The 25,817-nt window shown below is 44.2% G+C and carries 18 protein-coding genes; 14 read left to right on the top strand and 4 right to left on the bottom strand.

From position 1 onward, the window contains the following. Positions 1-31 precede the first annotated feature (31 nt). The 8 genes from ABWT76_RS15490 (at position 32) to ABWT76_RS15455 (ending at position 16,104) form a co-directional block, all read left to right on the top strand. Positions 32-3,307, top strand: a complete 3,276-nt coding sequence (locus ABWT76_RS15490; protein ID WP_354634576.1) for a cyclic nucleotide-binding domain-containing protein — start codon at positions 32-34, stop codon at positions 3,305-3,307. Positions 3,308-3,688: 381 nt separating this feature from the next. Further along, the gene (locus ABWT76_RS15485) at positions 3,689-5,341 is read left to right on the top strand and encodes a 2Fe-2S iron-sulfur cluster-binding protein (RefSeq protein WP_354634575.1); all 1,653 of its coding nucleotides are present in this window, start codon (positions 3,689-3,691) and stop codon (positions 5,339-5,341) included. A 331-nt stretch (positions 5,342-5,672) separates the two neighbouring features. Further along, entirely contained in the window at positions 5,673-7,643 is a 1,971-nt protein-coding gene (locus ABWT76_RS15480; RefSeq protein ID WP_354634574.1) for a histidine kinase dimerization/phospho-acceptor domain-containing protein, read from the top strand. Between the two features lie 18 nt (positions 7,644-7,661). After that, positions 7,662-9,497 carry a response regulator gene (locus tag ABWT76_RS15475; RefSeq protein ID WP_354634573.1) on the top strand — a complete coding sequence of 612 codons (1,836 nt, stop codon included), beginning with the start codon at positions 7,662-7,664 and terminating at the stop codon, positions 9,495-9,497. Positions 9,498-9,671: 174 nt separating this feature from the next. After that, positions 9,672-10,961: a glucose-1-phosphate adenylyltransferase gene (locus ABWT76_RS15470; RefSeq protein WP_054464506.1), complete on the top strand. Its 1,290-nt coding sequence runs from the start codon at positions 9,672-9,674 to the stop codon at positions 10,959-10,961. A gap of 745 nt (positions 10,962-11,706) precedes the next feature. Continuing rightward, complete coding sequence (locus tag ABWT76_RS15465; protein WP_190877560.1) at positions 11,707-13,095, top strand: hypothetical protein; 1,389 nt, start codon at positions 11,707-11,709, stop codon at positions 13,093-13,095. A 275-nt stretch (positions 13,096-13,370) separates the two neighbouring features. Beyond that, positions 13,371-14,387 carry an endonuclease/exonuclease/phosphatase family protein gene (locus tag ABWT76_RS15460; protein WP_354634572.1) on the top strand — a complete coding sequence of 339 codons (1,017 nt, stop codon included), beginning with the start codon at positions 13,371-13,373 and terminating at the stop codon, positions 14,385-14,387. Positions 14,388-14,814: 427 nt separating this feature from the next. Continuing rightward, positions 14,815-16,104, top strand: coding sequence for a Glu/Leu/Phe/Val dehydrogenase (locus ABWT76_RS15455; RefSeq protein ID WP_054464363.1), 1,290 nt, complete (start codon positions 14,815-14,817; stop codon positions 16,102-16,104). A 141-nt stretch (positions 16,105-16,245) separates the two neighbouring features. On the opposite strand, the gene dndE is transcribed toward ABWT76_RS15455, so the two are convergent. Next, a complete protein-coding gene (gene dndE, locus ABWT76_RS15450) occupies positions 16,246-16,662 on the bottom strand; it encodes a DNA sulfur modification protein DndE (protein WP_054464362.1) in 417 nt (138 codons plus the stop codon). Positions 16,663-17,025: 363 nt separating this feature from the next. On the opposite strand from dndE, the gene dapB reads away from it, so the two are divergent. Both dapB and ABWT76_RS15440 read left to right on the top strand, forming a co-directional pair. Further along, on the top strand, positions 17,026-17,853 hold the full coding sequence (dapB, locus tag ABWT76_RS15445) for a 4-hydroxy-tetrahydrodipicolinate reductase (RefSeq protein WP_054464361.1): 828 nt from the start codon (positions 17,026-17,028) through the stop codon (positions 17,851-17,853). Positions 17,854-18,130: 277 nt separating this feature from the next. Beyond that, positions 18,131-18,829 carry a hypothetical protein gene (locus ABWT76_RS15440; RefSeq protein ID WP_054464360.1) on the top strand — a complete coding sequence of 233 codons (699 nt, stop codon included), beginning with the start codon at positions 18,131-18,133 and terminating at the stop codon, positions 18,827-18,829. Here the strand turns inward: ABWT76_RS15440 and ABWT76_RS15435 are convergent. From ABWT76_RS15435 to ABWT76_RS15425, 3 genes are all read right to left on the bottom strand, one after another. Further along, a complete protein-coding gene (locus ABWT76_RS15435; protein ID WP_354634571.1) occupies positions 18,789-18,929 on the bottom strand; it encodes a hypothetical protein in 141 nt (46 codons plus the stop codon). The two genes, ABWT76_RS15440 and ABWT76_RS15435, sit on opposite strands and share 41 nt — an antisense overlap. A 93-nt stretch (positions 18,930-19,022) precedes the next feature. Beyond that, a complete protein-coding gene (locus tag ABWT76_RS15430) occupies positions 19,023-19,652 on the bottom strand; it encodes a precorrin-8X methylmutase (protein WP_054464359.1) in 630 nt (209 codons plus the stop codon). Positions 19,653-19,858: 206 nt separating this feature from the next. After that, entirely contained in the window at positions 19,859-20,728 is an 870-nt protein-coding gene (locus tag ABWT76_RS15425; RefSeq protein WP_190877558.1) for a YafY family protein, read from the bottom strand. A gap of 432 nt (positions 20,729-21,160) precedes the next feature. Here ABWT76_RS15425 and ABWT76_RS15420 point away from each other — a divergent pair, with 432 nt between their 5' ends. The 4 genes from ABWT76_RS15420 to ABWT76_RS15405 all read left to right on the top strand — a co-directional run bounded on the left by ABWT76_RS15420 (position 21,161) and on the right by ABWT76_RS15405 (position 25,816). After that, the gene (locus ABWT76_RS15420) at positions 21,161-21,334 is read left to right on the top strand and encodes a hypothetical protein (RefSeq protein WP_354634570.1); all 174 of its coding nucleotides are present in this window, start codon (positions 21,161-21,163) and stop codon (positions 21,332-21,334) included. A 166-nt stretch (positions 21,335-21,500) separates the two neighbouring features. Beyond that, positions 21,501-24,125 (top strand): hypothetical protein, encoded by a 2,625-nt coding sequence (locus tag ABWT76_RS15415; protein ID WP_354634569.1) that lies wholly within the window; start codon positions 21,501-21,503, stop codon positions 24,123-24,125. A 2-nt stretch (positions 24,126-24,127) separates the two neighbouring features. Further along, positions 24,128-25,000 carry a hypothetical protein gene (locus tag ABWT76_RS15410; RefSeq protein ID WP_354634568.1) on the top strand — a complete coding sequence of 291 codons (873 nt, stop codon included), beginning with the start codon at positions 24,128-24,130 and terminating at the stop codon, positions 24,998-25,000. Between the two features lie 3 nt (positions 25,001-25,003). After that, on the top strand, positions 25,004-25,816 hold the full coding sequence (locus tag ABWT76_RS15405) for a hypothetical protein (RefSeq protein ID WP_354634567.1): 813 nt from the start codon (positions 25,004-25,006) through the stop codon (positions 25,814-25,816). Position 25,817: the final 1 nt, after the last annotated feature.

Genomic DNA, 25,817 nt, shown 5'->3' with positions numbered 1-25,817 from the left:
TTGATTACAAGATTCATGTTGGCATCAAAAAATGTTTAATAAGATTGCTGAAAAAACCATGCATCGAGTTAGATGGGTGCTCACCATCGGCTGGCTGCTGTTAATTTTTTCCTTATTTTACGATCCGATTTCACCTTATTTCACGGATCCAAGTAATCAACTAAGTCCCTTTCAGATCGATCCGACTAAATGTGTCGCGCAAATCCAAGGGGAATGTTTTTATGAGTATCCCTACCCAATGGGAGCAAAAATTTTCTGGGGCATGGTGATTCCCGTTGCGGTCATGCTATTGTTAACCTTCGGCCATGAAGCGTGGCGGCGGATTTGTCCTCTTTCGTTTTTGTCCCAAATTCCCCGGCATTTAGGGAAGCAACGACACCAGAAAATTGTCAATCCGAAAACGGGGAAAGTTCGCTATGAAATCTTTGAGGTTAAAAAAGATTCATGGTTGGGCAGAAATCATTTATATTTCCAATTCGGCCTCCTCTGTTTAGGGTTATGCATTAGAATTCTTTTTGTTAACTCCAATCGATTAGCTTTGGGGTTATTTTTACTGTTTACCATTGGCTGTGCGATCGCCGTTGGTTATCTTTATAAAGGGAAAGCTTGGTGTCAGTATTTCTGCCCAATGGCTCCGGTACAAATGATCTATAATGGACCGCGATCGCTGTTTGGCAGTGAAGCGCACCAAGGACAAAAACAGGCGATTACTCAGTCAATGTGCCGCACCGTGACCGCTGAAAATATGGAAAAAAGTGCCTGTGTTAGCTGTCAATCACCTTGTATCGATATTGATGCGGAACGGTCTTATTGGGAAATTCTCCATAAACCCGGTCGGAAACTGACCCAATATGGCTATGTGGGTTTAGTCATTGGCTTTTATATCTATTACTTCTTATTTTCCGGCAACTTTGACTATTACTACTCCGGGGTATGGAGTTATGAAAAAGACCAGTTGCAGCAACTTTTTCAACCTGGATTTTATATTGCCAATCAACCGATTCCGATTCCAAAAATCATCGCGGCTCCTATCACTATTGCTGCCTGTGTTGCCGCAACTTACTTTCTGTTTGACTGGATTGAAAAAACCTATAAAGGGTATCGCCAAAAAATCCAAAAACCGATTAACCAAGATTTGGTACTACACCAGATTTTTTCGGTTTGTACGTTTTCGGCTTTTAACATTTACTTTATGTTTGGTGGACGGCCAGTGCTGAAGTTACTGCCGACGCCATTGCAGCTTTTTTTTAATTCTCTGGTGATTGCGGTGAGTATTATCTGGCTTTATCGCACCTTGAGCCGGAGTGGGGAAATGTATAAAAAAGAGAGTTTGGCCAATAGTTTACGGCGTCAACTCAGCAAACTTACGGTGGATTTTTCCCAATATTTAGAAGGTCGCTCTTTAGCGGACTTAAAAGCGGATGAGGTTTATGTTCTGGCGACTGTTTTGCCCGGAGTCAACCGAGCTTATGGTACACAAGTGTATAAAGGCTTGTTAAAAGAAGCGTTGGAACAGGGAAATGTTAATTCCGCCAATAGCTTGGAATTTTTACAGCAAATTCGTCAAGAGTTAGGTCTAAAAGAAGAAGAACACTTTGAGATATTGACCGAGGTGGGAATTGAAAGTCCCGACCTGCTCGATCCGAGTAAGCAACGCAGTAAAGAAAATCAACTCCGCTTAGAGAGTTATCGGCAAGCTTTAGAATTGCAACTGCTGGAACTGGTAGAAACTGGCGTGCCTTTGCAATTGGCTTTGCAACAAAAAGCGCTGCAAATTACGGCATTAAAAGAAGAATATGCGATTAATGCGGAAGAAGAAGCCCAAATTTTAAACCTGATGTTTGATGAAAACAGTGCCATTTTGCGTAAGGCAGAGGTGCTGTTGAATCAATTAAAAGAGTTGGCTTTTCGCTATCAAGTGCTGAGTAATTTAGTCCCCGATCCTCAAGCGCCGATTTTTGTGCTGTTGCGACGGGTGGCGATCGCCCATAAGCAAGAACTGGTAGCCAAACAACTGCTGAGTATTATGGAAATTTTGGGCAATCTCCCAGAAACCGTGGAAATTGCTCGGTCTACGGGCATCTTAGCGGAAAATGTCCTGGGTAAGTTGCTACAAGGATTCGATCAACAGGTGCCTTGGTTGCAGCGACTCGATCGCGAAATCATCCCCCTGCTAAAACCCTCTGCACCGGACTCAGAAACCGAGGGACTTACTACCGGATCCGCACCAACTTTATTGCCATCAGACCGAGAAAGCGCCAATTCTGCTTCTATGATGCAGCGTTTGCAATCGGTGGTGGCCGTGTTACAAGAACTGATTCAAGATGTTGACCCCCTGGTGGACGCGGCGAGTCTTTATGGCTTGGCGATAATTGCCCCAGATGTTGCCAAAGAACAAGCCCGGGAACTTCTGGATCAGCAAAATGCTGTCCATTGGCTCGTGCGAGAAACAGCGGAGCAAGTTCTCACGAATTCAGAACTTTTGGGATTTCATTCCTCGAATGCCAACGAACAATTATCGGTGAAAGTTTCGACTTTGATTGCTCGTGTGGCGGCGATGGGCAAAATTGAAGAGTTGGTTTTTCAACAGCCAGAGGTGCGCGTGGGTCGCAGTCCCGTCAATGATATTGTGATTTCCGACCTGAGAGTGCTACAACAACACGCGGTGTTTGCGGTGGATGAAAATGGGGTGATAGTGATTGATTTGACCTCTTCTACCGGAGTACGGGTGGGCGATCGCTTGATTAAAGGCGATCGCTTGCGCTTAAATCAGGGCGATACGGTGCGTTTTGGTCGGTTGCCTGAACCGGCGATTACTATTCACTGGGAACAACGGGCGATCGAGTCAAAACATCCCACAGAATTGACCTGCACTCTGGATAAATTGCTGCTGCTGTTTGATACTCCCTTTTTGCAATCAATTAATCCTGAAGCATTAATCGATTTGGCTAGAGATGCCATAGTTGAGATTTTTGAGCCAGGAGAAAAACTTTGCCAACAAGGAGAGGTATCTGATGAAATATTGGTGTTGGTTTCCGGTGCCGCTGATGTCACCATTCTCCGAGGCGATCGCGAAGAAACGATTAATACGATTAAGCCCGGTGAAATTATTGGCGAAATGGGGGTTTTAACTCGACAAACGCGATCGAGTTCTGTGGTGGCAACCGCCGCAACTAACCGAGTTTTGGTGGTGAAAGCCCACAGTTTTGAAAATCTCCTAAATCAACATCCAGAACTGTCTCGCAATTTGTTACTCTTAATGAGCAATCGTCTCCAAAGTTTGACCGCTAAAGTGAAATCTTTCTAGTCCAGAATTCTCAGATTTCAGCGATCGCGGAAATCTGAGAAAAAACCAACCTATTTACAGCGGTTTTCTTTCTTACTAAACCACGGTAGGGCGAAGCATTCCGTAGGGGCGAAGCATTCCGGTAGATAGCTTATTACTTAAAATATTGTAGGGGCGAATGGCCATTCGCCCCTACTGCCGGAATGGTTCGCCCGTACATTAATATTCTCAGCAATAGGTTATCTGCAGGAATGCTTCGCCGGTACAATATTCTAAGCAATAGGTTATCTACCGGAATGCTTCGCCCCTACAGATATATGTGGTTTACTCGCGGATAAAATTGCTGTAAGTTTTATTTGAATAATTACCAGAAAATCCCAGAAAATAGCAGAAAAAACTATTATGATTACTATTAAATGCTTTAACGCCAATTCTCCCTATGACAGTCAAACCGTAGAATTAACCCCAGAAACCATGATTAATGGGGAATGCTTCATCGGGCGATCGCCTAATTGTACGATCGTTTGTACCAGTGCCGAAGTTAGTCGGGTTCACGGCAGTATTTCTTTTATCAACGGACAATATCATTTTACCGACTTAGCCAGTCGCAGCGGCTCCCGGATTAACAATGAACCGGCAGAAATTAATCATCAATATCCTTTAAAACAAGATGATATTCTCAGAATTGGCGACTTTATTTTAATTGTCCAAAAAGTAGAAATTTCGCCGCAAGAAAGCCCCAGCAATCAGCCAGTAAATGCGGAAAAATCCCCAACCACTTCTGAATCAGGAAAATTGTTATATCCCTTACCGGCCATTCCTCAAGCAGCCCCAGAACCGGCGCGATCGCCTCAAGAATATATGCCCGTGGCGTTGATAGATCCAGAAAATATCAGCCGGTGGTCAAAAGGAATGATTACGGTGCGATGTGTGCGAATTGTTAATGAAACCGAAGATGTAAAAACCTTTCGCTTTGTCACTGAACCGCCCAGTTTATTTTCCTATCAACCGGGTCAATTTATGACCCTGAATTTAGACATTGATGGCAAGGCCATAAAACGGTCTTATTCTATATCTTCTACCCCTTCAAGACCCCATACTTTAGAAATTACCGTCAAACGAGTTCCTGCCCCGGCAGATCAACCGAATGTTCCCCCCGGTTTGGTATCTAATTGGTTGCACGATCGCCTAAAAGTAGGGGATCAAATCCAAGTCAATGGGCCATCAGGAAAATTTACTTGTTTTGCCAATCCTGCCCAAAAATTACTATTCATTTCAGCGGGAAGTGGGATTACCCCAATGATGTCCATGTCTCGTTGGGCTTTGGATACTGCCGCCGATTTAGATATTGTCTTTTTCCATAGTGCTCGCACCCCCGATGATATTATTTACCCGCGAGAGTTAGACTTAATCGCTTCATCCCATCCTAAATTTCGATTAGCGATCGCCATTACTCGACCCCAACCCGGTCAAAGCTGGTCAGGATTTATTGGCCGATTAGATGAATATATGCTTTATGCGATCGCCCCGGACTTTTATCAACGTACCGTCTACGTTTGCGGACCAAATCCCTTTATGGAATCCACCAAAGCATTACTCCAACGGATGAATTTTCCTATGGAAAATTACTATGAAGAAAGCTTTGGCGGTGCGAAAAAACCGAAAAAATCTCCAGAAACCGCAGCCATTCAACCTTCTGCCGCCGCCGCAACTCCCGCACCAACTCCCGCACCGGCACCAACTCCCGCACCAACTCCCGCACCGGCACCAACTCCCGCACCTTCTGCCAGTTCAGCCACCTTAGTCTTTAGCAAGTCGGGCAAAGAGGTCAATTGCGATCCACAAACCACCATTCTGGAAATTGCCGAAGAGAACGGAATTGAACTAGATAGCGGTTGTCGGAGTGGCGCTTGTGGTGCTTGTAAAGTGAAAAAATTATCCGGGCAAGTCAACTATGAATCAGAACCGGGTGCGCTTGATGATAGCGAACAAGAAGAAGGTTATATTCTGGCTTGCATTGCTTGTCCCGTGGGTCGAGTGGAGTTAGTCGCTTAATTGGCGCAAAATTGGGTGAGCCGAACTAACTTCGATCGGGGTTATGTTCGGCGATCGCCGGGAAAAAATTGCGGCAGCAAAAGGAGGATAGTCCCCTTCGTCTCAGTGAGTAATTTCCAACTGGTGCCGAGGTGATTTAATGTCTAATTCAGGATACAACTGATTATATGGGGGAATTGCTGGTTTTCGTCGATCTGATATTCGGTCAACACAGCGGAAACTACCTTGGGTTAATCCAAACCCCGCAACTCAGGGAGCAGTATATCCGTCAGACCAGCAATTCAATGTCACCCTAGCAACCCCAAGGGGGATGGCAACCAGGAACTTCTCAATGAAACTGCGTCAAAAAACATTTTTGGTCATGGGTGCAGCACTAATTAGTACACAAGGCCTTATCTACCTAATTGCATGGCAACTGATTTTCCGTCCGATTCACAAGTGGCAACTACAACAGGCTCAACCACAAGGTGAGGTGATGGTTGAGCATCTAATCAATGTGCCGATCGATGTGCCGACTCAGCTTGCTTTGGTCGATCGCCAGCTAAATTTCCTCGATCTCTCGCTACAAATTAAACAACTTTTGCCAAATCCGCTGCCAAATTCGCTGCCAAATTCGCCTTCGGAAATACCGATCGCCGGGTTAATAGAAACTGCCAGTGGATTGTTGCTGATTCCCCTACAATCGGCGATCGCCTCTGACAAAATCAGTTTGCCCGATATTGCGCGGAAATCTTCGTTACTTTTCTTGAGGGTCAACAGCGATCGCCGCCGGTTAATCTCCGAGGGTTCTTTACCCTGGATTTTTTTCGGTTTAGGATTGGGTTTCAATGTCGTCATTTTAATCTTACTCGCTCGGATGCGGCGACAAAAACTGTCTCAAATCCAGGCAAAAGTCACAACAATTCTCGATATTGTTGCGGCGGAAAATCGTCTATCATCTATAAATACGTCATCGATAAAATCGGCGATCGCTTCACCGGAAAAAGTCTCGCCGATTCTAGCAGCACTGAGCCAGATCGAGGCGGAATTTACGCAAATCAAACAAGCGAAAAAGCAAATAGAATCTTACTATAATGCGATCGCGGATTATGGCAATTGTTTGATTACCCGCCAAACCCTAGATGGTGTATTTTTGTACGTCTCATCCGGGTGTCGTAAACTCCTGGGATACCAACCGGAAGAAATCATTGGAATTTCCGTCGAGGATTTACTGCATCCAGAAGACGTTACCCAAGTTAACCGCGCATATACCATCATCAAAGAAAAGCCCGTGACATTAACCTTTTCTCATCGCTATCAACGCAAAAGTGGGGATTATATTTGGCTGGAAACTACCAGCAAAGTTTTAGCAGATTCATCATCTCCAGAAAACTTAGAATTATTGTGGATTTCCCATGATATTACGAACCGCCACCAAACCGAAAGTGAATTAGAATACAATCAAGAATCCATTCGGCAACTTTATCGCATTACTTCCGACCCTCAGCTAGATTTTTCTCAAAAAATAGCACAATTACTGGCAATGGGTTGCCGTCATTTTAGTCTCAATGTGGGGATTTTATCCCAAATTGAAGACAACAATTATACCGCGATCGCCTGCCATTTTGAACCAGCGGAAATCTCAGGGAAATTACCGGAGAAAATCGCCTCTGGGCAGCGGATTAGCTTAAATAAAACTTATTGCAAAAAAACCTATCAAGCCCAAAAAATTGTATATTTTGAATCCCTAATGGTTTCTCCCTGGCATAGCGAATCAATCAATTCTATTCTAGACCAAAAAGCTTATCTGGGCTGTCCGGTGATGGTCAATGAAAAAATCTATGGAACTTTAAGTTTTTTCAGTTCCCAGCCCCGGGAAATTCCTTTTAAAAGTCAAGACCAAGAACTCCTGCAATTAATGGCTCAGTGGATTGGCACTGAACTGCAACGAATCCAAGCGGCGGAAAAAATTGCTCAAATGCGGGATGAAGCGATCGCAGCCACTCAAGCTAAAAGTGAATTTTTGGCCACCATGAGCCATGAAATTAGAACACCGATGAATGCCGTCATTGGCCTCACCAGTTTATTATTAGATACCCCCCTAACCTCAGAACAAAAAGATTTTGTCACCACCATTCAAAATAGTGGAGATGCTTTACTCACCATTATTAATGATATCTTAGATTTTTCCAAAATGGAAGCCGGAAAAATGGACTTAGAATATCAACCATTTTATCTGGAAGATTGCATTGAAGACACCATAGAATTACTTGCCAGTAAAGCCAACTATAAAGGACTAGAATTAGGATATATTATAGATTAATTTACCCCAAATTTAATTTTGGGGGACTTAAATCGATTGCGCCAAATATTAGTTAATTTAATAAGTAATGCAATTAAATTTACAGATGAGGGAGAAATTATTCTCTTGTTTACGTCTCAATTAAAGCCAGGAAATGAGGCAAAAAATTGGCAACATTATGCTCATTTGCACTTAGAATATGAGGCGATAGCCCCGGAAACCACAAGCCAGAAAATTTTTGAAATTATCTTTTTGGTTAAAGATACCGGCATTGGCATTCCCGCCAATAAAATTTCCCGTCTCTTTAAATCTTTCAGTCAAGCGGACGCGGCCACCAGCAGACAATATGGCGGCACCGGATTAGGACTGGCGATTAGTAACTCCTTAACGCAAATGATGGGAGGGACAATGTGGGTTACAAGTGGTGGAGCGATCGCCGGTACGCCGCCGCAAAATTGGCAACAGTTGCCCACGGGCAGCCAATCATTTATTGATACATTCTTACCAGAAAACGAGGCATCATCTTTAAACGGTGGCGCCACCTTTGGTTTCACAATTATTGCCCCAGAAATTCCCACTTCATCCTTATTATTGATTTCCCCAGGAGAAGAAAACTACTTAACCAATAAACGAGTATTAATCGTCGAGGATAATCCGACGATCTTAAAAATTTTAAGCCGAGAAACTCAGTCATGGGGCATGAAAGTAGCAACCGCCACATCCTCAGCAGAGGCTTTATCCCTGTTGCCCAATCAACCACCTTTTGACTTGGTAATTTTGGATATGCTTATGCCAGAAATGGATGGGATCGCTCTGAGTGCAGAAATTAGGGCATTAGATAATTATGCCACCGTCCCTTTAGTGATGATGATTCCTTTAGGCACCAAGCTGAACCATCGCGACCAATTCACCGCTTATCTGAATAAACCGATTAAAAAATCTTTGATGTTTAATGTGGTCAGTGGAATTTTCGGCAAACAAACCCTGAATTCTCGGTCTGTAGAACCGGAGATTAATTTAGGCAACCCGCCACCCACTCAAGCCGTGACCCTAAACATTTTGTTAGCCGAAGACCATCTTGTCAATCAAAAAGTGGCGCTACAAATGTTAGAGCGCATGGGGCATCAAACGGATATTGCCAACAATGGCTTAGAAGCGATCGCATTAATCCACCAAAAAACCTATGATGTGGTGTTAATGGACGTACAAATGCCAGAAATGAATGGGTTAGAAGCCGCCCAAAAGATTCAAGAAGCATCTTCATCCGGTCAGTTAGCCTACAGACCGCGAATTATTGCCATGACTGCTAATGCCATGAGTGGCGATCGCGAAGCTTGTTTAGCTGCGGGAATGGACGACTACATCAGCAAACCCATCCGTATGATCGAACTGAGTCAAGCCCTTTCGGTCTGCCAACCCCTCGATCCCAATCAACGGACTATTCAGACAACCCACCAAGATCCATACCCACCCTCTCCACCCACATTCACTTCCATCCCTGAACCGCCCCAAGAACCGCAGCAAGACTGGCACAACAGCGAATCCCTAATCGATGCCAATATTCTCAACTCACTGCGGGAAATCGACGCCCTCGAAGAAGTAATTGAAATTTACTTAACCGAGTCTCCCAAACTGCTGCAAAAAATGACGGAAGCGATCGAACAAGGCGATCCAGCCAAATTACGAGACGCCTCGCATTCCTTAAAATCAACCAGTGGGGCGATCGGCGCCAATACCCTGGCGCAACTCAACCAAACCCTCGAACTGATGACTCGTGCGGGTAATACCGCCGAAGCCCCCGTCCTAATCGGCAAAATAGCCACGGAGTACGCCAGAGTCAAAGTGGCTTTAGAACAAGAAATTCAAACCAGCTAATTTTGCCAGTTAATTTGGGCTGCTAAAAGTAAGCTATCAGGCTGATTACAAGCAATCTAGAGTCACCTACCAGCGCAATTGATTCTGAATTTATCCCTCTCCCCCCTTGTCAACGATCCCCCGCAGTCGGACACTGGACTTGAACCTTAAAGCTGATGAATGCGAGGTGTTTTCGTGAAACGAGTCCTAGGGATTATTCTGGGAGGTGGCGCTGGTAGCCGCCTTTATCCACTCACCAAAATGCGGGCGAAACCCGCTGTACCACTCGCCGGGAAATATCGCTTAATTGATATTCCTGTGAGTAACTGTATTAACTCAGACATCCTCAAAATCTATGTGATGACGCAATTCAACTCTGCGTCTCTGAATCGTCACATTGCCCGCGCTTATAACTTTTCCGGTTTCAGTGACGGCTTTGTGGAAGTGCTGGCCGCGCAGCAAACCGCCAGCGACCCTAGCTGGTTCCAGGGAACTGCTGACGCAGTACGCAAATATCTCTGGCTGTTGGATGAATGGGATGTTGATGAATATTTGATTCTCTCTGGGGATCATCTCTACCGGATGGACTATCGCGAATTTTTAAACCGTCACCGGGAAACCAACGCCGATATTACTCTCTCGGTATTACCCATTGACGAAAAACGCGCCTCTGATTTTGGCTTGATGAAAATCAACGACCAAGGGCGAGTGGTTGATTTCAGCGAGAAACCCAAAGGGGAAGCCTTAAAAGCCATGCAAGTGGATACAACCGCCTTGGGGTTAACTCCAGAAGAAGCGGAGAAAAGTCCATATATTGCCTCAATGGGCATTTACGTCTTTAAAAAAGAGGTTCTCAAAAAGCTGCTCCTAGAAGCCCCAGAACGGACAGATTTTGGTAAAGAAATTATCCCTGCTTCGGCAAAGAACTATAATGTTCAAGCTTATTTATTTAAAGGTTACTGGGAAGATATCGGAACCATTGAAGCGTTCTACGATGCTAACCTAGCTTTAACCAAGCAACCACAGCCGCCTTTTAGTTTCTACGACGAACAGGCCCCAATCTATACTCGTTCTCGTTATTTACCCCCGACCAAGCTATTAGATTGTCATGTCACCGAGTCCATTATTGGCGAAGGCTGCATTCTCAAAGAATGTCGGGTGGAACATTCGGTCTTGGGAGTCCGCACCCGGATTGAGTCCAACTGCAATATCCAAGATGCTTTGATTATGGGTTCGGACTATTACCAACCTTATGCCGAACGGCATTCGTCCGAAAACAGTGGCAAAGTTCCTATGGGAATTGGTGCGGGAAGTACCGTTCGCCGCGCCATTATTGATAAGAATGCTTGCATTGGTCGCAATGTGCAAATTATCAATAAAGATCGCGTGGAAGAAGCAGACCGAGAAAACCAAGGATTTTACATCCGTAATGGCATTGTCGTGGTGCTGAAAAATGGTGTGATTCCCAATGGCACCGTGATTTAGTCGTTGATTTAGTCGTTAGTCAGTATTCAGGCTTCACGGTCAGGAATTAGCCGATTCCCGTCCTCCATTCTGAACCTTTCTGAATGCTAATTTCTGAACCCTGACTGCTCATCGTTAAATATCTCTAAATGTCGATCGCTGATTGCTTACAGAGGTGATTTTAGATGAGTGATGTTAGCGGTTCAATTAGGGCTCTAAATGCCCATCTCTAAAATTAGAATACCTCCGTTAATCTTGCTGATGAGATTTTCTGGTCACGGTTCTTTTCTTTATTTGGCGATGCAGCTTCCCAGGAGTCTTGGGGATTAAGTGGGCAAAAAATAGAATGCTGATTTCTTTAACCAGTGACCCCTGAACGGGGTCACTTTCTCTATGAATTCTCTGTAAATCTGCCAAATTATTTTTCCCCCTTGGGCTGACTGACGCTCCGATCGCGCGTTGCTCAGGAGGGGAATCGCTTTGAAATAGCCTACACCCCTTACCAGCATCAAATTACCAGCATTAGAAATTTTTAATCAGCCCAACAATAACAAATAACAGATAACAATGTCAATAACAGGTTAATATTTGATTGATTTGACATTGGAAAAGACCAATAACCAATGCCAGTCATAGTTGGTGTCACTCATAAAGGGAATAACCTAGGCTTGTTGCTTAAATAAATTTAAGAAATTTAATAAAAATTATTGCTGAATCTAGTCTTAAAAATTTACAATAACCTTTGGTCAACATCCTTAAAGTGATTATGAACAGAAATCCAAGTATTATAGAGACTTATGAGCAGTATAGATCGCAGATGAAGACCGGAGACTTAATTGCTTTCTCCGGCAATGCGGGATTTTCTAATGTGATTAAGTGGGCGACCAAATCCCAGTATTCTCATGTGGGTATGGTATTAAAAGCAGACCTAGGCACTGGTTTCGGTGACAGTATCTTAATTGTGGAATCGACCCTAGAAACTCAATTTTTAGATGCTCATAACAAACAAGCAATTAAGGGAGTACAAATGCACTGGCTCTCTAAACGCATTGAATCCTATAATGGGTCAGTTTACTGGTTAAAACTCACCAATCCAATGGCTCCCGAAAAACAAGCCGAAATGGAAGCATGGCTGAGAGAAACTCATAACAAAAAAGTGCCTTATGATTATATACAAATTTACGGAGCAGCGATTGATTGGTTCGATCAGCTAGGGTTAACCAATCAACAGGATTTTTCTACCCTATTTTGTTCTGAATTAGTCGCCAAAGCCCTGCGAATTGGGGGAGTCATCGATCCGAACCTTAATCCTGCGGAAAAAACCCCGGATGATGTGGTGAAATTTGCTTGTTTTGGGGAACCCGTAGTCCTCAAACCAATGGACTTTAGCAAACCACAAGAACCATCGGGACTATGGGGTTATATTCAGCTATTTTTTAATCGACTTTTAGAGTTATTTAACCCCGAACCTGCAACCGAGGCAAACCCACCCGCAATTTTGCCTGAATCGCGAGTTATTGAACCATCAGAGCAACATATAATTCCCAGAATTGGGAGTAATTTAGAAACTTATGAACAATATCGAACCCAGATGCAAACCGGCGATGTGATTGCTTTTTCTGGTAATGCGGGATTTTCTAATGTGATTAAATGGGCGACTAAATCCCAGTATTCTCATGTGGGGATTGTGGTTAAAGCTGAACTGGGTAGTGGTTTGGGTGACAGTATCTTAATTATTGAATCTACCCTAGAAACTCAAATGTTAGATGCCCAGAAAAAACAAGCCATTAAAGGAATGCAAATGCACTGGCTATCTAAGCGGATTGAGATGTATAAGGGCTCGGTTTATTGGTTAGGCTTGAAAAATCCTCTCCATCCACAGAAGCAAGCGGAAATGGAAGCTTGGTTACGGGAAACGCACAACAAGAAAGTTCGGTATGATTATCTGCAAATTTATAATGCGGCAATTGATTGGTTTGATGAGTTAGGATTAACCAATCAGCCAGATTTTTCTACTATATTTTGTTCTGAGTTAGTGGCTAAATCTTTGCAAATCGCTGGGGCGGTTGATCCGAGTTTGAATCCTTCGGAAAAAACCCCTGGGGATGTGGTGAATTTTCCTTGTTTTAAAGACCCGGTGGTGCTGAAAGCTTAGTAATTTTTGGACACGGCATTGCCGTGTCCTTTGCCGGTTAAGGCTGTTAAACTTAGTCTGGTGGATGATTTCAGGATGGGGTGAAAATTTGACCAAAAATATCAACAGCATCAACAACAGCATCAACAGCGATCGCGCTGGGAAAAAACGGGGAACAGGAAACAGGGAACAGTTTGTATTACGGGCGTTTCGAGAATTAAACTGTATTCCATAACAGAGTGAATTGCTGTATAGGCATAATGAAATAATCGGGATATACTTCCCAATATGGCTTTATGAGTGACTCCAAATTTAACACAAAAACTCTCAAAACTATCCTGGAAATTGGCTTAATTCTTGCCATTGCCGGTTGTACCCTTTTTTCCCTGGCCGGTTATTTCGGAAGCTTCCACCTTTTTTTAGAACTTACATCTCATTTTCGCCTGCAATATCTGATTGTGTCTATGGGGCTAATGGGTCTGTTTTTATTGTTAGCCCGCAAGTCAAAAATCGGTCTGGCAATTTGTGCTTTTTGCCTAGTGATTAATCTCCCTGAAATTCTGCATTGGTATCTGCCAGTACCGGACAATAACCCCACCATCGCTACCCAAAATCTGCGGGTTTTATCCGCCAACGTGCGTCGGCGGAATCAAGACTACGATCGCGTCATATCCTTGGTGCGCGAAGAACAGCCAGACTTGGCCTTATTTATGGAAGTGAATGATGCCTGGTCGGATACTTTATTAGCACAGCTAAAAAATATTTTGCCTTATGCTTTATCCTATCCCCAGGATAGCTATCATGGCATCGCTTTATATAGCAAATTTACCCTAGAAAATGGGGTTTTTCAAGAGTTTGGCGTTAAGCGAATTGTCAGTATTGTGGCTCAGGTCACGGTGGGCGGGGAAAAACTCAACGTTATCGGCACTCATCCTTTTCCACCTATCAGTTTCGGTCTGGAGAAAGCCCGGAATAAACAATTAGCAGAAATCAGCAGCTATCTGCAAACAATCGCTACGCCGAAAATCGTTTTCGGGGATTTGAATATTACCATGTGGTCTCCTTATTATAAAGATTTTGTGGCAACTACGGGAATGCGAAATGCTCGCGCTGGTTTTGGGGTGCAGCCCACATGGTACATGAAATCACCGATTTTTTATATTCCCATTGACCACTGTTTGGTCAGCCCGGATATTCGGGTGCAAAATAGTCGCGTTGGCGATCCGGTGGGGTCAGATCATTTGCCGATTATTGTGGATTTGGCTATTCCCCAGAAAAGCGATCGCGCTTTCCTTAATGCCGCCCCGGACTAAGCAAGAGACTTGGGGCAAAAACGAGGACAAGGCAATGTGCTGTCCTGACATTGATTTGGCGCAAGTTACCGGCGATCGCCTCCCAGGAAAGCAAAAGCAACCCGTTTTCTGATTTTCCGGCTATGATGGACTTAAGGGAAACCGGCTAAATTTAGACAAAAACTAAATAGGGATCATGGTTAACTCCATTTTTAATCATTTGAGTATTAATACTTATTTGGGGCGATCGCTTCTTCCCAGGACAAATCCCCAAATTTTTGTATTCATCCGTGTTTCTACGGATATCTTGATCTCATACATACAACTTGATGGTGAATTGTTACGATTTATACAAATGTCATCATTTCTTGACATTTTGAGTTAACCTAAAAATATAGCAACTGATTTAAAACTGCTCATCAAACTTCTCATCAAGGTTTAGCAAACTATGGTTTTAACAAAAACTGTCCTCAATGCGGCTCCCTCTCCTGCCTATATTTGCCCAACGGCTCGCACCTGTAGCTATCTGGGACAGGCAGCGGTAGATTTGCAAATGGATCCGAACATATTGCGGATGCTGGAACAGCCCCGCAAGGTGATTACGGTTTCCATTCCGGTGCAATTGGACAATGGGGAAGTGCAAGTTTTAGCGGGACACCGAGTCCAACATTGTGATGTGCTTGGCCCATATAAAGGAGGCATTCGCTATCATCCCGGTGTCACCCTGGAGGAGGTCTCATCTCTGGCCATGTTGATGACCTGGAAATGTGCATTGCTGGGAATTCCCTACGGTGGAGCGAAAGGGGGCATTGCCATTGACCCGGCTCAATATAGTGTCCGGGAATTGGAGAGAATTACCCGTCGCTATACCAGCGAATTAATTAAGGATATTGGCCCGGCGATCGATATTCCCGCCCCAGATGTCGGCACGTCGGAACGGGAAATGGCCTGGATGATGGATACTTATTCTATGAATAAGGGTTATGCGGTGCCGGGAGTTGTCACGGGAAAACCCTTGTCTATTGGCGGTTCCAAGGGTCGCAAGTTGGCCACCGGACGCGGGGTGATGATTGTGGTTCGCGAGGCGTTGGCGGAACGGGGGCAATCTTTTAAAGATGTGACGGTGGCGATCCAAGGGTTCGGCAAAGTGGGCAATGCGACGGCCTATTTGATGTATGAGGAAGGGGCGAAAATTTTGGCGGTTTCTGATGTGTCTGGTGGACTGTTTGACTCCAATGGGTTGGATATTCCCGCCCTGATGGACTATGCGGCCCGCAACCGAGGCAGTCTGGCTGGTTTTATGGGGGCGCAACGGATTTCTAATGAAGAGTTGCTGACTCTGCCTTGTGATGTGTTGGTGCCAGCCGCCCTGGAAGACCAAATTACTGAGGATAATTGCGATCGCATCCAAGCAAAAATTGTGGCGGAAGCGGCGAATGGCCCGGTGACTCTGGTGGCAGATCAGATGTTACATCATCGCGGAGTTATGGTGTTGCCGGATATTCTGGCGAATGCTGGCGGTGTGGTGGTTAGCTATCTGGAATGGGTGCAAGGTCAATCTTATGTGTTCTGGGATGAAGACCGGGTGAACCGGGAAATGGAAGGTTTGATGGTGAAAGCCTATCAACGAGTTAGCGAAAATGCTCGAAAAATGAGTGTTCCTATGCGTCGCGCTGCCTATATGTTGGGGGTGGGTCGCGTGGCGGAAGCTTTGAGCGATCGCGGTTTGTATCCATAATTCTCGTAGGGTGGGCTTGCCTAAAAGCCCACCCTTGCTTTGGTAGGGGCGTGATCTTTCCGGCATTAAATCTCTGCTTTTAACCTATAAATATTGGCCGGAAAGATCACGCCCCTACGGATAAACAAGAAGCTTTTTTACTTAAGTTATCGGAGAAACCCGGTTTCTCAAATCCTGCGCGATCGCCATATCCACTAAATGCTCAATTTGCTTAATATTCTGATCTCCAGCGAGATAGCCAATGCCGCGATGTAAATGCAGGCGAAATTGAGTGGCCAAGGTTTCTGGATCTGTGCCTAGTCCGTCTTGTTGGCAGCGCTGTTTTAAGGCAATGGTCAGAATATCCCCGATTTCCCCGCCAAATACTTGCCAAGCAATTTCTACATTACTATCGAAGGGAATGGGTATCGGTGAGGGAATGGTGGGTTCGGCAAGCGATCGACAAAAAGCCCAGCGGCAAAGAATATTCCACTGCTCGATTTTGGTGTAGCGCTTGAGTTTAATCAGTTGGTCTTTGGCGCTTTGTGATAGTTTAATTCGTTCGACGGGTGGTTCCATAATTTGATATTTCCGCGTAGTCAGCGACTCCAAGCTAAGATTTTAGGCTTTGCGGGGACGTTGCACCCATAAGTGAGAAGTTTATTAGACAATTCTGGCAAACAGGACGGAAGGATCCCCCCAACCCCCCCTTAAAACCGCGAACGGCTTTTTAGGGAGGTGTAAGAAGTCTATTTAAAAGCGTATTTAAAAGTCTATTGAAAAGCGATCGCCCATAATTTGCCGGTAATTTGCCGGTAATTTGCCGATAACTTGCCGGTAATTTGCCGATAATTTGCCCATAATTCGTTCAAGTGAGCCCACCGCCAGGTTAAGATTCGCTCTAGAAGTTCCAAGAATATTGTTCAGAATATTTTTTGTCTTATGACGAATCAAGAACCGATTCCGGTAATTGTCAATGGGGCAGCGGGCAAAATGGGTCGCGAAGTGATCAAAGCCGTGGCCGCTGCTGAGGATATGACTCTGTTTGGGGCGATTGATATCAATCCAGAGATTCAGGGTCAAGATGTGGGAGAGGTGATTGGATGTGGTGCCTTGGAAGTGCCGATTATGAACGATCCTCAACCCATTCTCTGTGCTGCTTCCCAGGAAAAACAGCCAGCGGTGATGGTGGATTTTACTCACCCGAAGTCTGTCTATGAAAATGTTCGGGCGGCGATCGCTTATGGAGTCCGTCCCGTGGTGGGCACCACAGGTCTGAGTTCCACACAAATTGACGAACTGGCGGAATTTGCCGATAAAGCCAGTATTGGTTGTTTAATTATTCCTAATTTCTCCATTGGCATGATTCTGCTGCAACAAGCGGCGATTCAAGCCAGCAAATACTTTGACCATGTAGAAATTATTGAACTGCACCACAACCAAAAAGCAGACGCCCCCAGTGGGACGGCGATTAAAACGGCGGAAATGCTGGCAGAAATGGGCAAAACCTACAATCCCCCCAAGGTGAAAGAAACTGAGACTCTGGCGGGTTCCCGTGGGGGACTGGCCGACGAAGGGATTCGGATTCACAGTGTCCGCTTGCCCGGTTTACTGGCTCACCAAGAGGTAATTTTTGGCGCACCGGGACAGATTTACACCCTACGCCATGATACGAGCGATCGCACCTGCTATATGCCCGGAGTCCTCCTGGCGATTCGTCAGGTCATCAAACTCAAATCCCTGGTTTATGGCCTAGAAAAGATTATTTAATCAGGATTACTTAATCAGCACCTAGCTGAATTCACGGGGTAGAATAGAAAAAAATGCGGTCAATTTTCTCACTGACTGGATAATTTCCGACAATTCTCAATAGACAATTCGGACTTTCCCAAGCTAAAAAGCCCCCCTTAAAAAGGGGGGTTGGGGGGATCGATCCGCTATGAAAGCCAGAATTGTCTAATTATCACGCTTGGCGAATTATTTAGGGTAATTATGCCCCGGTTATTCGCCCAAAATCATAGCTCACGCTGGTTAAGTCTTGGGGATTATGCTCATTCCACTAACAAGAGAAAGCTTTGAAGAATTGATTCCGATTATTGCCACCGGCCCTCAATATGTTTATTGCTGGGGTAAATTTTCTGATTTATTAAAACGATTGTTGATTTCGGTGGTTGGCGTATTAATATTATTAATTATCGCCAACTATTTGGCGGAAAACTTGAAACCCTTTTTATTTATTATCGGTATTTTTATGGGGTTTTATTGGCTCTGGGGGCCAATTTTTGACGCCAGTCGTCGGAATGCGGAATGTCGCCGCTATAAATATAGTGGCCTTTGGCAAGGAAAAGTTTTTGATGTTTTTGTCACTGAAGAATTAGTCGGCACCCAGGAAACTGTTAATAATAAAGGGGAACTGGTACTGCTAGAAAACTTGGAACGGCGACTAAATCTAGAAGTAGGAGATAAATCCGGCCCGCTGACCATTTTGCAAGTCGCTTTACAAAAAGAACATAAAGGCATCGCGGTGGGTGAAGCGGCGCAAATGGTCGTTATGTCCAATCTTCAGGATCTCAGTCGCATTAGCAAAGTTTCCGATATTTATCTGCCCCGGTTGGATCTGTGGGTGAGTGATTATCCTTATTTACGCCGAGATATTTTTCTGGCGATTGGGGACGAGTTACGGGCTGCCCGACGGCGAAACCCCGCTAGAAGCCCCAGAAACAGCGACCGATTGCGATCGCCCTAAATGCGCCCTGGCGCCGTTGCGCCGTTGCGCCGTTGCGCCGTTGCGCCGTTGCGCCGTTGCGCCGTTGCGCCGTAAAGTGCGATCGGGGGATGGAAAGCATGGTTGACCAATCCGAACAGTATATGGCAACTACATAGCAACCCATACACAGCAACCCATCCCTCTATCCATCCCTCGATCACTCAACCCACTGTCAAGGCATTCCTCGCCCTTCATGTCCGTAAGCTTGCCAAGCCAAATCCACCATACCATTTGCGATCGCCACCGCCACCACCGCACTTCCCTTGCGACCATCAACTCGAATATGGGGAATCATGGAATCATTCAACCTCGCTTTTGCCGCATCCACCCCCACAAAACCAGCGGGACTGCCAATCACCAAAGCCGGTCTAATTTCTTCCGCCTCAATCAGTTCTACAATTGCGGTTAACGCCGTTTGAGACTCCCCAATCACAAAAATCCCCTCTGGATAGCGTTTGGCCAAAGTTTCTATGCCCCATGCGGCGCGGCTTTTTTCTCTTTGGGGTCGAGTAATCGCTTCCATTGAACAATAAACGGGATTGGCAAAAGTTTTTTGAATCAGTGGGGCAATTCCCACCTGCACCATTGGCACATCGACTATAATAGTTGTCCGTGCAGCCAAAGCCGCCGCCCCCCGTTGCAAGGCTTGGTCAGAAAACCGAATCAGAGATTTATACTCAAAATCAGCGGTGGCATAAATCACCCGCCGGACAATTTCATACTCTGCGGGCGAAAACAGATGATCGCCGATTTCCCGGTCGATAATTCCTAAACTCTGGGCATCAGTGACGTGCCATTCCATAAGTTGCTGGATCCTGTGATGTTTTTCTATTTAAAAGCAGTATAATGCCGCTTCCAGACCAAGAAACCGGGTTTCGGCGATAATCTTTACCTGCAAACCCAGATTTTTGCCAGAAACCCGGTTTCTCAAGCCCCATGCTTTGTGTGCAAACCAAAAAACCGGGTTTCGCCGAAGTTACCCGGTTTTTCAGTCCCCATGCTTTGCCCCTACATGAGATTAATATCGTAGTTGTGGCAAGTGGCCAGAATCTCTTGTTTAACCTCTTCACGGACGTTATCGGGAGATATGACTATGCAATCTTGGCCATAACGCAGGACTTCTCGCACTAGCCAGAAGGGGTGATTGACTCGGCGAACCACTTGGCGAACGTTGCCGGTGGTTTCGTCGCTGATGTCTTGCCCTACTCTGGGTTCATAAGCTTTGACCATGCCCCGATAAAAGTGTAAATACACTTTTATGTGATCTAAGCCTTCGCTGCGCCAATGGCCGGTGGCGGGTAGGATGCTTTGAATGCGATCGAACCGCAGACAGCGATTATGTTTGAGTTCGGCATAGGAGATGTTTTTGCTGTCTTTGATGTCTTCGGTTTCATCACACCAAATTTGCAAGTAAAACCGTTTCTCATAAAAGTTGATTTCGGCGTAACGCACGGTATAAGAAAGGTTTTCCCCTTGAGCATTGCGATAAAGAAGATGAAAGGGTTGTTGATTTTGGCGATACTCATCGACGGTGACACGCCAAGCTTGATTAGGCTGGCTGACTTGCTGCATGAGGGTTTGATGTTCTTGGGGGCTGAGGTTTCCCTGTTCGATCGCCAGGGTCGTCAGGATTTGAGCGTCTCCCAAGTGACCCGCATCGATTAGGGCTTTGATGGCTTGATTTAAAGATTGTACTTGCACTGTACTGAGGGCAAAAGGTTGTCCTACTTGCACGGTTTGCTCGGCGATCGCGACGATTAGCCCAGATGCACTGGGCTTTTTTCCCCACAATATCTTGAGTTTAGAGGCGATCGACTCTAGTTTTTCTTTGGTTCCAGGGGGAACCGACAGGGTTAGGGCTTCTTTTTTTCTGGGCATAGCTAAAAATTTTTATACTTGCACTATTGACATAATTGGCTTACTTGTTTATATTGTAAATGTACAAGCTGCCTGGGAGGATGTCCAGCCATGAGTTGCTGTATTACTTTGAAGCCAGTATTTTCTCGTCTTGCTGATGCTGTGCCGGTGGGGGTCATGCTTGCTAAGTGTGGATACAAAAATCTAGGCACTAAAAAAGCCAGAGTAAACCTCTGGCCGATAAACCCTGAAAGGGATTCGGGATAAGGGGCTAAATAATAACCTCCCTTGATTAGCAATTTCAATTCCTGTGCTGGAATTCGCTCTGCGTGGGATTATACCAAGTTTTGTCCGTTGCGCGATTGATTAATAACCTCATTGATAGCAGACAATAAAATTTTTATGCTAAACTAGCAACTGGATGAGAACCCTATATATTTCAAGGCAGGATATATGAACTACTCCCATCAAGCATTGCGCTCTCAAATTGAGACTCTAAGAGAAGTTCGAGAGATTTTCGCACGGGAAATAGCACGGATTGATCGCTTACTCCAAGAGTGGGAGTGTGCCACTGTAGAAAACGATGAAGGGGAGATCAGCTTTTTGGCTGATTTGCTCGACTCATAAAATGCGAATTATCCCAATTTTGCCAATTAGCCCGCAAGGGCGAAGCATTCGCGGCTGAATGTTCACTGTTAACCCAAAAATTATCTACGCGAATGCTTCGCCCCTACAGGGTTGGGGAACGTGAGGATATTTTAGCTTGTATCGCTTATGGGAAGGAAAATCAAGCATGATCGGCCAACAACTTAATTTATTTGAGCAAAACTTTCAGGATTCATCCTTAGAAGTTACTAGCTGTATTGTTCCCAAGCATAGTCCTGCATTTAATCCAAAAATACTGTTGAGTGCTTTAGTTGCTAAGGTTATCCCGAATGGTGAAATAAAAACGCTAATTTCGATATTAAGTAGTCAACCAATGGCTTTAGGGATAGCCAAGCAATTAGGCGACCCCAGAATTATCAGAGAACTAAAGCAAAAAAAACGGTCAAATAATCAGCAATTTCCCGAAATTAAATGTAAAGGCAGCCAAATTTTTTATCAAGGACGGGCGATCGGGAAACTTCAGATTTTATATAAATCACCGTTACCCGGAGAGTTGCAGGCAAGACTGGCAACTGAAAGCGCGATCGAGCGTTTTTTAGACTATTTGCAAAAGGTACATCATATCGTTGTTTTAGAAGAAAGCGATTATCATGTTCGGGTTTTTATTCCGGGTAATCTTGCGGTTGCCGACTTGAGAAACCTGTGGGAAGACTTTATCAAAAATGTGGCTTTTTCTGCTTATGGAGAACCAAAACATCAGTTACCCGGATTAGTGCAGACATTTATTGCCATGCTCAATAGTGTCACTCTGTCGGGACGGGGTTTCAGTACCTTAGATGTGCCAATTTTAACGGAGGAACAAGCAAATGTTTTAGCTGCCTGGTATCTGGCAGTAATTCGCGATGTCCAAAATCGGCAAAAAGTTCGGCAGCAGCAAATCGATCGCCTAAAAAAACAAATATCTGATGAAGCATTAAGCGAAAAAGACCTAAAATCACAACAAAAGCAATTGAAAGACAAGGAGGAAATGCAAGCAAAAGAAGCTAAAAAATATTTGGAATATTTTCACAAAAGTTTTGGCAAGATTTTAGATGAACAAGAAGCCCTCTGGAAATCCCTGGAAGATTTAGAAGCACAACTAGGACAGTCAGGGTTAACAAAAGCCCAACAGAAAAAGCTACAGAATCAGCAGAATAAATTAACAGCACAGATTATCTGGTCTAATTTTTCTGTACAGCAAAAACGGCATCTCTTTGAAAAGAGTAAAGGAGATACCTTTGAGTTTGTGGAGTTGGATAGAAAGCAAAATCGTGATAAGTTTAAACAAATCGAGGCGATCGCCAAAACTTTTACTAAAACGGCTACAGACCAAATTAACTCGACTCGCGGGGATATTTTTACTCAATGTATTGTCGAAATGTATCGCTTAATGGAGAATGAAATAAAAGAGGATATACCCGAACCTTTACTTACAGAAAAACCCAGAGTTATGGAAGCGCGATCGCCCGGTGATGATAGCAAAGAATTTTGTTATTCCTGTGGAGTGGCGATCGATCCAAAAACTGCTCGTTGGCAAGTTCTCAGATTTATGTTTGAGCGTCCTTCTCAAAGGCGTCAATCAGCATCTAGTGAAGGCAGACCGCATATTTGTGCCTCTTGTTCTGCCCTGGCATTTGCATCACCGTTAAAAGTCACTGATGAGAGCATTATTCTCAAACTAGAATCCAAAGATACCAACAACCATCAAAATTTTAGAGACAAACAAGAGAAATTTAAAGACTATCTCAGAATGGTGACAACTGGGCAGTTACATTTAAATGCCGGTCGTTATTTAATTCTGGCATCAGATAAGACAAATAAAGGAGATATTGCCTCAGCAAAGTTAGGTCAAGTCCAATATGCTTTGGCTAAAGTTGCCTCGATTTTTCCCCGCGAAGTCTTAGCTGATTTTAATTTTTCTCTGATTTATCAAGGCAGTGAAGGTGTTGCTTTAGAAAGTAGGCATTTAATTTTTATTAAAGGTTTAATTGAGGGCTATGGACAATCGATCATTATTTCCGGTAAAGATATCAACATGACTTTGGGTGAGGCGGTGCGTTATGTAGAAAAAGATTTGCCAATTCTGGCAGAGTACACCACAGTAAAAGATGCAACTGTGTCTAGCAACGACTTGATGCGGCAATTAAACAATAATCGACAGGCATACTTTGAAAGAATTTGGAAAGATTTAAATTTGGACTCACAAGGAGAATGTATGGCTTCAGATAATCTCATGTTTAAAAAAGCGAAAATATACAGGGATGTAGCAGCTTTAACCGGCTTACTTTATCCTTTTATTCTGGCATTTAAGAAAAATGCGACCAACCAGGAAAAACCAGAAGATGTGAAGCGAGAGGTGGGCAAGTTAATTGAAAAAGTAGACGATAATGCCAGTATTTTTTCTTATTGTTTTGGTCTTTATTGTCCGATTAATTATGTGGGAGAAGATAAACGAACTTTCACTCAAGTGAGGCTTTACCGAAATCCCGATATATATTTTATCTACGATCAAGCAAAAAAATTCTTAGAAGATAACCTGAACATTACTGGTCGGGAAAATCAAAAAAATGATGGCGATAAATCCCATAATAAATCACTTACTTTGTATCCCAATGATTTAATGGCTGCCTATGAATATTTATCTAACCCAGATAGAAGTGGCTATAAGGAAGAAAAAGATTGGAGAGATTTAACTTATCAACTCAAGTTATCTCTTTACATTCACTTTCCTGAGCAATTGCGAAAAGAAAAAACTACTACAAGCGAGAAATAATCATGGCTACTGGACTTCCTAAAACCGATTCTCAAAATCCCCGTCTGCATTTTGACATTTACGCCATTCTTGAAGGTGCTCAAGAGTTATATTTTGGGCATGAGGTACAGGTAAATGTCAACTTAGTAGAGATGGTAAAACTGACGACTAAGGATGGAGAATCTCTGGACAAATGTTATCTTTCCCCCACAAAACGGCGGGGTGTCGAACGTCGTTGTTTATTGTGGGCGCCGGTGAAAACAGGTCAGTTATTAGGCGATAAACAAGAGTGTGGAATTCCTAAAACCTGTGCTAAACCAGATTGTCCGATTTGTGGTTCTTATGGTGCGCTCGATCCGGGGAAAAGAACTTTAATCGGTCGAGTTACTCATGGTGGTGGTGTTGCAGTTCAAGCAATTTATCCCGTAGAAAAACAACGGGCAATGCACCCGGCACTTTTGGTGAATCAAAAGGATGAAACACCCATCCCTTTTAAGCGGGAATATAATCAACCGGGGATATTATATCCTGTGTCTAATCACGCTCTCAGTGTCACAGAGAAAGAATTTGCTTCGGTTGCCTATGCTTTTTTAGATTCTTTGCCTCGGATTGGTTCTGGAAATCCCAAAGGAGTGGCGATCGCAGAAAGCGAAAATCAGATGCCATTGTTGGTATTAGATAAGTATCTAGTTCCCCGTGGTAAACGTCCGATTATTTCCCCATCAGTCACCGATCCAGAAACAGCAATTGATAATTTTATTCGTCTTGCCAGAACCCCAGAAAGCAACTCAGACCATATCCAAGCGACCTACTTCGATCGCTGGATTGGAGATGCTGCATTAGAAAAATTGCTGGAATATTCTAGCTTGTTTGTTGACACTGTTTTGCAGAAGTAATTTATGTACTGCGTAGAAATTAAATTGCAACCGGCAGCAGCGATGACTTTTAGAATTCTGCCCGGTTCAATTCTCAATATCGCTACCTATCCCTTTGTCCCACCCACTACCTTTTCTGGGTTTCTGCGAAGGTTAGGAATAATGAGTGTAGGTTTAGAGATTCCCGAAACTCGAATTAACAAAGAAAATCCCCCCTTTTATGCCTTACCTCCCCGTTATCTTTCCCTAGGTGCTTATTTGCCTAAAGGTGCGTTGAGTTCAGTTCATCGCACCTATCGCAAGGGAATGCGCGAGTTTAACCATGATTCTTTTTCCAGGTTATATCTGGAAGAAGATAAGGCAAATTTTCAGTTACATACTTGGGAATATTTGATTGCTGAGGAGTTAATTGGTTATGTGGTGGCGGACTCTTTGCCCGGTTTAAAACATTTCCAAGATTTGGAAACCTACGGCTGTAAATTAGGCAAAGAAGGCTTTGCTATTGTCACCGAAGTTTCAGAAATTATGCCCCTTGAACAAAGAACCGTTGCCGCAAATCCTTCAACCATTGTGCCGGTAGAAGCCCTTTTAGAAAGAGGGGAAGTTGTGGGAGGTTTTGATATTTACAACCTTTATCGTTATAACTGGGATGCAAATTATGAAACTGATTCAGACCGAGAAGGCTTTTTAGATTTGCAGCCCAGTTTAATTAATGGGTTTGTTCCCTTTGTAGGGGCATATTTTTCTCAGCCGGTGAATCCCAGCCCTACCCTTGATTACTATACCAACGGGGAAATTTATATCCCTGTTTCTCTGGTTAATTTGCTGCGAGGATAAG

Source organism: Planktothricoides raciborskii GIHE-MW2, from assembly GCF_040564635.1.
Lineage (GTDB): Bacteria > Cyanobacteriota > Cyanobacteriia > Cyanobacteriales > Laspinemataceae > Planktothricoides > Planktothricoides raciborskii.
Note: the sequence above shows the minus strand (reverse complement) of the source record. Positions and strands in the feature narration are given on the sequence as shown.

Coding starts and splice junctions, on each gene's coding strand:
- ABWT76_RS15490 (WP_354634576.1), top strand. CDS start 32: ATGTTTAATAAGATTGCTGAAAAAACCATGCATCGAGTTAGATGGGTG.
- ABWT76_RS15485 (WP_354634575.1), top strand. CDS start 3,689: ATGATTACTATTAAATGCTTTAACGCCAATTCTCCCTATGACAGTCAA.
- ABWT76_RS15480 (WP_354634574.1), top strand. CDS start 5,673: ATGAAACTGCGTCAAAAAACATTTTTGGTCATGGGTGCAGCACTAATT.
- ABWT76_RS15465 (WP_190877560.1), top strand. CDS start 11,707: ATGAACAGAAATCCAAGTATTATAGAGACTTATGAGCAGTATAGATCG.
- ABWT76_RS15460 (WP_354634572.1), top strand. CDS start 13,371: ATGAGTGACTCCAAATTTAACACAAAAACTCTCAAAACTATCCTGGAA.
- ABWT76_RS15455 (WP_054464363.1), top strand. CDS start 14,815: ATGGTTTTAACAAAAACTGTCCTCAATGCGGCTCCCTCTCCTGCCTAT.
- dndE (WP_054464362.1), bottom strand. CDS start 16,662: ATGGAACCACCCGTCGAACGAATTAAACTATCACAAAGCGCCAAAGAC.
- dapB (WP_054464361.1), top strand. CDS start 17,026: ATGACGAATCAAGAACCGATTCCGGTAATTGTCAATGGGGCAGCGGGC.
- ABWT76_RS15440 (WP_054464360.1), top strand. CDS start 18,131: ATGCTCATTCCACTAACAAGAGAAAGCTTTGAAGAATTGATTCCGATT.
- ABWT76_RS15435 (WP_354634571.1), bottom strand. CDS start 18,929: ATGCTTTCCATCCCCCGATCGCACTTTACGGCGCAACGGCGCAACGGC.
- ABWT76_RS15430 (WP_054464359.1), bottom strand. CDS start 19,652: ATGGAATGGCACGTCACTGATGCCCAGAGTTTAGGAATTATCGACCGG.
- ABWT76_RS15425 (WP_190877558.1), bottom strand. CDS start 20,728: ATGCCCAGAAAAAAAGAAGCCCTAACCCTGTCGGTTCCCCCTGGAACC.
- ABWT76_RS15420 (WP_354634570.1), top strand. CDS start 21,161: ATGAACTACTCCCATCAAGCATTGCGCTCTCAAATTGAGACTCTAAGA.
- ABWT76_RS15415 (WP_354634569.1), top strand. CDS start 21,501: ATGATCGGCCAACAACTTAATTTATTTGAGCAAAACTTTCAGGATTCA.
- ABWT76_RS15410 (WP_354634568.1), top strand. CDS start 24,128: ATGGCTACTGGACTTCCTAAAACCGATTCTCAAAATCCCCGTCTGCAT.
- ABWT76_RS15405 (WP_354634567.1), top strand. CDS start 25,004: ATGTACTGCGTAGAAATTAAATTGCAACCGGCAGCAGCGATGACTTTT.